The organism is Kocuria tytonicola (assembly GCF_003687455.1).
GTDB lineage: Bacteria > Actinomycetota > Actinomycetes > Actinomycetales > Micrococcaceae > Kocuria > Kocuria tytonicola.
Genome location: NZ_PHOA01000091.1, coordinates 1 through 9,563 on the forward strand (window position 1 = coordinate 1; position 9,563 = coordinate 9,563).

At 70.8% G+C, this 9,563-nt stretch carries 10 protein-coding genes and 1 pseudogene; 10 read left to right on the forward strand and 1 reads right to left on the reverse strand.

Going from position 1 to position 9,563, the window contains the following annotated elements; genetic code table 11:
• The 10 genes and pseudogenes from CWC38_RS12120 to ccsB all read left to right on the forward strand — a co-directional run.
• Window positions 1-828, forward strand: a pseudogene (locus CWC38_RS12120) (hypothetical protein); the annotation flags it as partial.
• A 39-nt stretch (window positions 829-867) separates the two neighbouring features.
• Window positions 868-2,208 carry an NADP-specific glutamate dehydrogenase gene (gdhA, locus tag CWC38_RS09450; RefSeq protein WP_121846510.1) on the forward strand — a complete coding sequence of 447 codons (1,341 nt, stop codon included), beginning with the start codon at window positions 868-870 and terminating at the stop codon, window positions 2,206-2,208.
• An 86-nt stretch (window positions 2,209-2,294) separates the two neighbouring features.
• The gene (locus CWC38_RS09455; RefSeq protein WP_240625193.1) at window positions 2,295-3,125 is read left to right on the forward strand and encodes a FadR/GntR family transcriptional regulator; all 831 of its coding nucleotides are present in this window, start codon (window positions 2,295-2,297) and stop codon (window positions 3,123-3,125) included.
• A gap of 162 nt (window positions 3,126-3,287) precedes the next feature.
• Complete coding sequence (locus CWC38_RS09460; protein WP_005504750.1) at window positions 3,288-3,386, forward strand: 30S ribosomal protein bS22; 99 nt, start codon at window positions 3,288-3,290, stop codon at window positions 3,384-3,386.
• A gap of 94 nt (window positions 3,387-3,480) precedes the next feature.
• Window positions 3,481-3,702: a glutaredoxin family protein gene (locus tag CWC38_RS09465; protein WP_121846511.1), complete on the forward strand. Its 222-nt coding sequence runs from the start codon at window positions 3,481-3,483 to the stop codon at window positions 3,700-3,702.
• Window positions 3,703-3,826: 124 nt separating this feature from the next.
• Window positions 3,827-4,498 (forward strand): histidine phosphatase family protein, encoded by a 672-nt coding sequence (locus CWC38_RS09470; RefSeq protein ID WP_121846512.1) that lies wholly within the window; start codon window positions 3,827-3,829, stop codon window positions 4,496-4,498.
• Window positions 4,499-4,540: 42 nt separating this feature from the next.
• Entirely contained in the window at window positions 4,541-5,170 is a 630-nt protein-coding gene (locus CWC38_RS09475) for a TlpA family protein disulfide reductase (RefSeq protein ID WP_165860387.1), read from the forward strand.
• The gene (locus tag CWC38_RS09480) at window positions 5,167-5,925 is read left to right on the forward strand and encodes a cytochrome c biogenesis CcdA family protein (protein ID WP_121846514.1); all 759 of its coding nucleotides are present in this window, start codon (window positions 5,167-5,169) and stop codon (window positions 5,923-5,925) included. Before CWC38_RS09475 ends, CWC38_RS09480 begins: the two co-directional genes overlap by 4 nt.
• Entirely contained in the window at window positions 5,922-7,601 is a 1,680-nt protein-coding gene (gene resB, locus CWC38_RS09485) for a cytochrome c biogenesis protein ResB (protein WP_121846515.1), read from the forward strand. The genes CWC38_RS09480 and resB overlap by 4 nt, the downstream gene beginning before the upstream one ends.
• A 4-nt stretch (window positions 7,602-7,605) precedes the next feature.
• Window positions 7,606-8,730 (forward strand): c-type cytochrome biogenesis protein CcsB, encoded by a 1,125-nt coding sequence (gene ccsB / locus CWC38_RS09490; protein ID WP_240625194.1) that lies wholly within the window; start codon window positions 7,606-7,608, stop codon window positions 8,728-8,730.
• 163 nt (window positions 8,731-8,893) lie between these two features.
• Here the strand turns inward: ccsB and CWC38_RS12420 are convergent, their stop codons facing one another.
• Entirely contained in the window at window positions 8,894-9,421 is a 528-nt protein-coding gene (locus tag CWC38_RS12420; protein WP_240625195.1) for a PLDc N-terminal domain-containing protein, read from the reverse strand.
• Window positions 9,422-9,563: the final 142 nt, after the last annotated feature.

The following is a 9,563-nucleotide window of genomic DNA, read 5'->3' on the forward strand; positions in this document are numbered from 1 at the left end:
CCGCAGCACGCCACCCCGTCCGCCGCCTCGCGGTCCAGCGCCTCCGAGTCGGCTCCCGCCGACGCCGCTGCCACAGTCCCCGCCGGTACGGAGCCTGCGGCTGCCGCCGAGCCCGTTGCGGAGCGCCCCGCGGCCACGGCGCCCTCCGTCGAGCACGAGGCCGACGTGTTGGAACCGGCCGAGCGTGAGGACTCGGTGACGCCCGAGGAGGAGGCCCCCGGATCTCCGGAGCCGCTGACCAGCGAGAAGCCCGTCCCGTGGTTCGCCGCCGAGGTCACCGACGTGACGGAGCGGGCTGCGCCCGAGGCCGAGGCCGCGGACACGCAGACCGCCGACCCGGAGGCCACCACCGCGGAGACCGAGACGACCGGGCCGTCCCACGGGCAGACGGCCGCCGTCACCGGATCGTGGACGACGGGTGAGGGCTCGGAGCCCATGGCAGACGAGTCGCCGGCCTCCACGGAGTCGGAGGCGCAGGACGGTGCCGTCGTGCAGCAGGGTCAGGGTGCCGTCGTCGCCGCGGAGGACTCCGGGGAGGCATCTCCGGAGGCCCCCGAGGACGGGACCGTGACGGAGGCCGAGGGGGAGCCCGGGGGCGCAGCCGCTAGTGTGGAGGACGATGCCCGTGCCGACGCCACGGTGCAGCCGGGGCTCTCGTCCGAGAGCGGGCCCGGCGGCGTCGCACCCCGGGACGCGTTCGAGCAGGTGGCCGTGTCCGAGCACGGGGAGCCGATGCGTCCCCGTGGTGGGGCGCACCGCCGTCAGAGCGGTCTGCTGTCCACTCTGACGGGTTTCCGGCGCCGGGGCCGCGGTTCGCGCCGCGACTGAGACGCCATCCACTGAACAGTCCAAGACGGCAGGAGAGCCATGCACGAGAAACTGATCCCCATCCGACAGATCGTCACGGCGCGCAACCCGGGGGAGTCCGAGTTCCACCAGGCCGTGGACGAGGTCTTCGAGTCGCTGGGCCCCGTGGTGGCCCGCTACCCGGAGCTGCTGGACTCCGCGATCGTGGAGCGGATCTGCGAGCCGGAGCGCCAGATCATCTTCCGCGTGCCGTGGACCGACGACCAGGGCACCGTGCACATCAACCGCGGTTTCCGTGTGGAGTTCAACTCCGCCCTGGGCCCCTACAAGGGTGGGCTGCGCTTCCACCCGTCCGTGTACCTGGGGATCGTGAAGTTCCTGGGCTTCGAGCAGATCTTCAAGAATGCCCTGACCGGCATGCCGATCGGCGGCGGCAAGGGCGGCTCGGACTTCGACCCCTCCGGGCGCAGCGACGCCGAGATCATGCGCTTCTGCCAGTCCTTCATGACCGAGCTGTACCGCCACATCGGCGAGTACACGGACGTCCCCGCCGGTGACATCGGTGTGGGCGGGCGCGAGATCGGCTACCTGTTCGGCCAGTACAAGCGGATCACCAACCGCTACGAGTCCGGTGTGCTCACCGGCAAGGGTCTGTCCTGGGGCGGCTCCCTGGTGCGCACCGAGGCCACGGGCTACGGCGCGGTGATGTTCGCGGAGGAGATGCTCAAGACCAAGGGCCTGGACTTCGAGGGCCGGGACGTGGTCGTCTCCGGTTCCGGCAACGTGGCGATCTACGCGATCGAGCGTGCGCAGTCCCTGGGCGCCCGGGCGCTGACCGCCTCGGACTCGAGCGGCTACGTGGTGGACACCGAGGGCATCGACCTGGAGCTGCTGAAGCAGATCAAGGAGGTGGAGCGCGGGCGCATGAGCGACTACGCCGAGCGCCGCGGCGCGAGCGCCACCTACGTGAGCGACGGCTCCGTGTGGGACGTCCCCGCCTCCGTGGCCCTGCCGTGCGCCACCCAGAACGAGCTCAACGGCCGCCAGGCCAAGACGCTGCTGGAGAACGGCGTGGTGGCGGTGGCCGAGGGCGCGAACATGCCCTGCACCACGGACGCCGTGCACATGTTCCAGGAGTCGGACGTGCTGTTCGCGCCGGGCAAGGCCGCGAACGCCGGCGGCGTGGCCACCTCCGCACTGGAGATGCAGCAGAACGCCTCCCGGGACTCGTGGGGCTTCGACTACACCCAGGAGCGGCTGCAGGAGATCATGCGCGGGATCCACGAGAGCTGCGCGGCCACCGCGGACGAGTTCGGCATGCCGGGCAACTACGTGGCCGGTGCGAACATCTCCGGGTTCATCAAGGTGGCCCGGGCCATGGTGGCGCAGGGCATCATCTGAGGGATACCGGATCGTGACACAACCCGGGGGGTGCACCGGCCGCGGCATGCGGCGGTTGCTCACCCGTCGAGTCTAGGGTGGGGTGTATGGCAACGCATCGAGAGGTTCTGCAGTGGCTCGAGAACGAGCTGTTCGACGGACACCTGGTGCTGGGGCAGCGGCTCCCGACCGACAAGGACCTGGCCGCGATCTTCCGCGTGTCCCGCAACTCCATGCGCGAGACACTGAAGATCCTCGAGGCGCAGGGCATCGTGAAGCTCTTCGAGGGCCAGCACCGCAGCATCCTCCCCATCCTGGTGCGTGAGCCCGCGGCCTCGGCCGGCCCCGCGCTGCAGCTGCACATGGCCACGTCCGAGCACCCGCTGCGGGACATCGTGGAGTCCCGGGTGCTGCTGGAGACGGCCTCATTGCAGCAGGCGGAGCGGCGCAGCATCCCGCGGGCGGAGCTGCAGGCCGTGATGGCGGAGATGGACCGCGAGGACCTGGGGCTCAAGCAGTTCCACGACCTCTACGTCAGCTTCCACATCGCCCTGGTGAAGGCCAGCGGCAATGCGGTGAACGTGGCCCTGTTCACCGCGCTGCGGGACTCCATCTACGAGTACACGATGGCGCTCGTGGGCCACGTGCCGCTGTGGAGCACCACGTCCAGCCGCATCCGGGCCGAGCACCGCGCCATCGTGGGCGCCCTGGAGGCGGGGGACCGCACGCTCGCGGCCCGGCTCGTGCGCGAGCACATCGAGTACCAGTACGAGGAGGCGGGGGTGGACCCGGAGCGCTCCGGCACCACCACGCACGATCCGCGGGGAGCGGGCACCGCGGCGTCGTCGTCCACCGGGGAGTCCCCCGGGGCGTCCTCGACGGACGCGAGGGATCCCGGGCCGGACGAGTTCGAGGCGACAGACCGCGCGAGCGCCTGAGCCGGCGGCGGGCCGCGCCCGTTTTCGGGCGGAGCGGGGTCACGCGGTATGGTAAACGGTAGTTTGCCGTTAATCGGATGTTGCCCCTGTCTTCCGTGGGGCGGGGTGGCGTTGACTCGCCGCACCAGCAAACACACTGTCCAGAGAACTGTGAGGGATCCTATGGGTTCGGTCATCAAGAAGCGCCGCAAGCGCATGTCCAAGAAGAAGCACCGCAAGCTGCTTCGCAAGACGCGTCACCAGCGCCGCAACAAGAAGTAGGCGCGCGTGAGACAGGCCCCGTTCCCCGCTGGGAACGGGGCCTTCGCCATGTGCGTAGCATGGGCGCCATGACAGCCCACCCCGCCACGAGGTCGTGCTGCTGACCAAGCCGGGCTGCCACCTGTGCGAGGACGCCCGCGCCGTGGTGGCCGCGGTCTGCCGGGAGACCGGAAGCGCCGTGCGCGAGCAGGACATCACGGGGGACCCCGCCCTGCTGCGCGACTACGCCGAGTTCGTGCCCGTGGTCTTCGTGGACGGCGCCCCGTGGGACCGGTGGCGGATCGACCCGGACCGGCTGCGGGCCGTCCTGGACTGAGGCGCACACAGCGACCGCGGTGCACCCCCGGAGCGGGGCACGCGCCCGGACCGCGGTGCGCGCCTGGACCGTGGCGCGCTCCACCGGATTGGGGCCGCCCGGCCGGGTTTGAGACACTGGAGCCATGCCTTCAGCAACCGTCCACCTCCTGCGCCACGGCGAGGTCCACAACCCCGAGCACGTGGTCTACGGCCGTCTGCCGGACTACCACCTCTCCGAGAAGGGCGCCCGCATGGCGGAGGCCGCCGCGGCGGACCTCGCCCAGCGCGTGCAGGAGGGGGAGCGCATCGCGTTCCTCGCGTGCTCCCCGCTGACCCGCACCCGGGAGACCGCGGGGCCCGTGGCCCGTGAGCTGGGTCTGGGCGTCCACACGGACGAGCGGCTGATCGAGCCCGCGAACCACTTCGAGGGCCTGCACGTCACCGGGCGGGAGCTGGCCAAACCGCAGCACTGGCCGCACATGCTCAACCCGCTGCGCCCGTCCTGGGGTGAGCCCTACCGGCAGCAGGTGGCACGCATGGCGGAGGCCGTGCGCGAGATCGCGCGCGAGGCCGTGCGGGCCGGTGGCGACGGCGCCCAGGCCGTGGCCGTGTCCCACCAGCTGCCCATCTGGCTCACCCGGCTCTCCGCTGAGGGCCGCCCCCTCCCGCACGACCCCCGCAGGCGCGAGTGCAACCTCGCGTCCCTGACCTCCCTCACGTTCCGGGACGTCGACGCCGCCGAGGTCCCCACGGTGTCCTACCGGGAACCGGCGGCCCACCTCTATCCAGGTGTCAACCAGCTTCCCGGCTCATAATCGGTGTCCACCCCACCCACGACGTCTTCAGGTGCTGCCCTCGTGAATTCTCCGCGTTCCTCCTCCCGGCCCGCCGCCCGCACGCGGGTGCGCACGGGCGTCGTCGCCGTCGTGGCGGCCCTGGGCCTGGCGCTCACCGGGTGCTCGTCCGGCAACGACGACCTCGCCGAGCAGGCCAATGCCGGAGGCGACAAGGGGTACGTGGCCGGTGACGGCTCCGTGAGCGAGTACGCACCGGACCAGCGCAAGGAGCCCGTGACCTTCGACGCCGCGATGTACGACGGCAGCACGGTCACCGCCGAGAGCCTGCGCGGCAAGCCCGTGGTGCTGAACTTCTGGTACGCCGGGTGCGCCCCGTGCCGCGCGGAGGCCCCCGACCTGGCGGCGCTGCACGCGGAGCACGGGGACGAGGCGCAGTTCATGGGCGTGAACCTGCGGGACCAGCAGGCCACCGCCGAGGCCTTCGAGCGCAACTTCACGATCACCTACCCCTCCGCGACCGACCTCAACGGCGCGGTGCTGCTCGCCCTGAGCGACTACGTCCCCCCGCAGGCGGTGCCCACCACCCTGGTGCTCGACTCCCAGGGCCGGGTGGCCGCGCGCGTGCTGGGCAAGGCGGACAAGTCCACGCTGGACGCGCTCATCAAGGACACGGTGGCCGAGTCCGCATGAACGGCAATCCCTTCGCCGAGGTCATCCTCGACGGCTCCCTGATTGCCGCGCTGCCCGTGGCCCTGCTCGCGGGCTTCGTCTCCTTCGCCTCACCGTGCGTGCTGCCCCTGGTTCCCGGCTACCTGGGCTACATCACCGGTCTCACCGGCGTGGACCTGCGGGAGCAGAGGCGCGGCCGGATCTTCTGGGGCGTGCTGCTGTTCGTGCTGGGGTTCTCGCTGGTGTTCGTGCTGATGTCCGTGGTGCTCGCCCAGCTGGGTGCGTTCGCCTGGTTCCTGGGCCAGCAGTGGATCATGGTGGTGCTGGGGATCCTGGTGGTGCTCATGGGCGTGGTGTTCCTGGGCGGTCTCTCGTGGTTCCAGCGGGACCGCAAGATCGAGCGCCGCCCGCCCCCGGGCCTGTGGGGCGCGCCCGTGCTGGGCATGACGTTCGGGCTGGGCTGGGCGCCGTGCATCGGGCCCACGTTCGCCGCCGTGCAGGCCCTCGCGTACGTGGACGGTGTCTCCACGGGCAAGGCCGTGGTGCTGACGCTCGCGTACTGCCTGGGTCTGGGGATCCCCTTCGTCCTCATCGCCCTGGCGCTGCGCCGGGGCGTGGGAGCCATGTCCTTCTTCCGCCGCCACCGCCTCACGCTGCAGCGCGTGGGCGGAGCGGTGCTCGTGCTCATCGGCCTGGCCATGGCCACGGGCGTGTGGTCCGCACTGGTCTCCTGGATCCAGTCCGAATTCGTAACCGATTGGGTGATGCCGATATGACCAAGGCGCGTACCCCGCGCGAGCGGAAGGCGCAGCGCCCGGACGTGGAGCTGCCGACACTGGGACCCGTGGGCATGCTGCGGTGGGCCTGGCGGCAGCTGACCAAGATGTCCACGGCGCTGGTGCTGCTGCTCCTGCTCGCGATCGCCGCGGTCCCGGGTTCCCTGTTCCCCCAGCGTGTGCAGGACCCGGACGAGGTGGCCGGCTACATCCGGGCCAACCCCACCCTGGGGCCCTGGCTGGACCGGCTGCAGCTCTTCGACGTCTACTCGTCCTACTGGTTCTCCGCGATCTACCTCCTGCTGTTCATCTCCCTCGTGGGCTGCGTGATCCCGCGCGCGGTGCAGCACTTCAAGGCGTGGCGCTCCAAGCCCCCGCGCACCCCGCAGCGGATCTCGCGGCTGCCCCAGTACCGCAAGGTCATGCTCGGCGGGCGCGACGGCGCCGCGGGGCCCACTCCCACGGAGGCCGTGGAGCAGGCGGCGGCGGCCCTGAAGAAGCGCGGCTACCGGGTGCAGCCGCAGGACCTGGGTTCTGCCGCGCCGTCGGTCGCGGCGGAGCGCGGGATGATCAAGGAAGTGGGGAACATCCTCTTCCACGTGGCGCTGCTCGCGGTGCTGATCTCCGTGGCCATCGGCTCCCTGTTCGGGTACAAGGGCCAGAAGATCGTGGTGGAGGGGGAGTCCTTCGTGAACACCCTGGTGGACTACGACTCCTTCAACCCCGGCACGAACTTCAACCCCGACTCCCTCAACCCGTTCTCGGTGCAGCTGACATCGTTCGAGGCCACCTTCAACCGGGACACCTCCGACCCCGAGCACTACGGCCAGCCCACGGACTTCAACGCGGACCTCACCGTCCGGGAGGGCCCGGGGGAGCAGCCGCAGGACGTGCACCTCGCGGTGAACAAGCCCCTGAACGTGGACGGCACCAAGGTGTACCTGGTGGGCAACGGCTACGCCCCGGTGGTTCGGGTCAAGGACGGCGAGGGCAAGGTGGCCTACGAGGGCCCCGTGGTCACCGTCCCCTCGGACTCCGTGTACACGTCCTCGCTCACCCTCAAGGTCCCGGACGCGCAGCCGGACCAGCTGGGCTTCGCGGGGCTCCTGCTGCCCACGGCGGTGTCCCAGGAGGGGCAGATTCCCAAGTCCGTGGACCCGGCGCTGAACAACCCCGCCCTGCTCCTGTCCTCGTTCTCCGGGGACCTGGGCCTGGACAGCGGCCAGCCGCAGAACGTGTACGTGCTGGACACCCAGCACCTCACCGAGCTCAACTCCTTGTCCTCCGGCAACGGGCCGCTCCTGCTGGACGGCCAGCACCGCACCGCGCAGCTGCCCGGTGGCAAGGGCAGCGTGGAGTTCCTGGACGTGAAGCGCTACGTGGGTCTGGACATCCACAGCGACCCCGGGCGCATCCCCGCGTTCATCTCCTTCCTGGTGGCGTTCGCTGGGCTCATCATGAGCCTGTTCATCGCCCGCCGCCGGGCCTGGGTGCGCGCCACCGAGACGGAGGACGCCAACGGGGTGCGGTGTACTGTGCTGGAGTACGGACTCCTGGCGCGTGGCGAGGACCACCGCCTGGGCGCGGAGGCGGAGAAACTGACCGGTCTGTGGACGTCACTGTGGGAGGACCGCGGCGTGCGGGAGTACCACCTGAATTCGTCGGATAAGGCGTGAGGCAATGGGTAGCGACATCAATGTGACTCTGGGCAACTGGAGCGAGTGGTTCATGCTCCTGGCCGCCATGACCTACATGGTGGTGTTCGTGGCGTTCGTGTGGGACATGGCCTCCCACTCCAAGACCCTTGGTCTGCAGGAGCAGCGCCGCGCGCAGAAGCGGGCGGCCGCGCAGCAGGAGGACGCCAGGGAGCTCGTGGGAGCCGGCGCCGTCGGCTCCTCGGCGGCGGGCGCCGAGCACCCGGGTTCCGGGCGGTCCGTCCGCGCCACGGCGGCGGCCGACGCCGCTCCGGGCGAGTTCCGCACGACCGCGGACAACTCCACCAGGGGCGCCGGGGAGTTCGAGTCGTTGAACTACCGGCGCAACGCCCGCCGCCCCGCGGCCCGGGTGGCGGTGACCCTCATGGTCATCGCGTTCCTGCTGCACGCGTTCGCCGTGGTCTCCCGCGGCATCGCCGCGGACCGTGTGCCCTGGGCCAACATGTACGAGTTCTGCAGCACGGGCGCGCTCGTGGTCTCGGGCGTCTACCTGGTCACCCTGGTCTTCAAGGACCTGCGCTTCGTGGGCCCCATGGTCTCCGGGCTCGTGCTCATCATGCTGTGCCTGGCCACCATCGCGTTCCCCACCCCGGTGTCCCCGCTGCAGCCCGCGCTGCAGTCCTACTGGCTGATCATCCACGTCTCCATTGCCGTGGCGGCCTCCGGGATCTTCACCATCACGTTCGCCATGGCCGTGCTGCAGCTGCTGCAGTCCCGCCGCGAGAAGCGCCTGGCGGCGGGGGAGGAGTCCCGCATGGGCTTCCTGCGCGCCGTCCCGGACTCCGTGACGCTGGAGAACTTCGCGTTCCGCCTGAACTCCGTCGGCTTCGTGTTCTGGACCTTCACCCTGGCCGCCGGCGCCATCTGGGCGGACCAGGCCTGGGGCCGCTTCTGGGGCTGGGACACCAAGGAGGTCTGGACCTTCGTGGTGTGGACCGTCTACGCCGCCTACATGCACGCCCGCGTGACCCGCGGCTGGAACGGCAACCGTTCCGCGTGGCTCTCGATCGCCGGGTACATGTGCGTGGTCTTCAACTTCACCATCGTCAACACGCTCTTCCCGGGCCTGCACTCCTACTCCGGCCTGTGAGCCCCGCGCGCTGAGTCCCTCCGGTGGCGCGGGTGCCGCGCTCCCCGGACGACGACGCCGCCCCACCCCTCGGACGACGAGCCCGCCCCCGCACTTCGGTGCGGGGGCGGGCTCGTTGCCGTAGGGACTCGCGGGTGTCCCGGGAGCGGTGGTTCCGGACCGGCTACCGCTCCGCGGAGGGGGAGCTGCCGTGCGGGGGCTCGGGGTCGTTGCCGGTGTCCTCCGCCGGGTCCCCGGGGCTCTCCGGGCGCCCCGGGCCGCGGCTCTCGAACCGGGGATCGGCGGGGTCGAGCGGATCGTTCCGGGCGGTGCCGTTCCCGGCGTCATCGCCCCCGGCGGCGTCGTGCCGGTGGGGGGAGCGGCCGGTGCGCTTGAGCTCGTTCTCCCACTCCTGGAGCCTGCGGGCCCGCTCCTGCTGCCGGCGGCGCTCCTCGAGGTTGCGGAGGAACTGGGGGTCGTCGTCGGGGCCGCGGCCGCGCGCCGGCTCGCGGGCGGCGTCGTTGCGGGGGCGGCCGAAGAAGAGCCACAGCAGGGCGCCGACGACGGGCAGGAGCAGGATCACCAGCAGCCACGCGCCCTTGGGAATCGCGCGCACCGTGTACTTCTCCGACTGCGCGCACTCGATGAGCGCGTAGATGATGACGCCCACTGCCAGTGCACCCGCGCCGATGATCATGATCGCTCTGCCCATGCGCATCATCCTAGGTGTTGTGGGGCATGAGGTTGTTGGCACGAGCGGTGGGCTGATGTGAGGTGAGCGGGCTCTACCCCGCAGGATGGAAGTTCCTCAACAACCCATCCGCACGAAAGAACCCGCTCATGACCCACGCTAA

What these genes read in the sequence shown, in the direction of transcription:
- CWC38_RS09455 (WP_240625193.1), top strand. Translation starts at nt 2,295, where the DNA reads ATGGCAACGCATCGAGAGGTTCTGCAGTGGCTCGAGAACGAGCTGTTC.
- resB (WP_121846515.1), top strand. Translation starts at nt 5,922, where the DNA reads ATGACCAAGGCGCGTACCCCGCGCGAGCGGAAGGCGCAGCGCCCGGAC.
- CWC38_RS09470 (WP_121846512.1), top strand. Translation starts at nt 3,827, where the DNA reads ATGCCTTCAGCAACCGTCCACCTCCTGCGCCACGGCGAGGTCCACAAC.
- gdhA (WP_121846510.1), top strand. Translation starts at nt 868, where the DNA reads ATGCACGAGAAACTGATCCCCATCCGACAGATCGTCACGGCGCGCAAC.
- CWC38_RS09460 (WP_005504750.1), top strand. Translation starts at nt 3,288, where the DNA reads ATGGGTTCGGTCATCAAGAAGCGCCGCAAGCGCATGTCCAAGAAGAAG.
- CWC38_RS12420 (WP_240625195.1), bottom strand. Translation starts at nt 9,421, where the DNA reads ATGGGCAGAGCGATCATGATCATCGGCGCGGGTGCACTGGCAGTGGGC.
- CWC38_RS09480 (WP_121846514.1), top strand. Translation starts at nt 5,167, where the DNA reads ATGAACGGCAATCCCTTCGCCGAGGTCATCCTCGACGGCTCCCTGATT.
- ccsB (WP_240625194.1), top strand. Translation starts at nt 7,606, where the DNA reads ATGGGTAGCGACATCAATGTGACTCTGGGCAACTGGAGCGAGTGGTTC.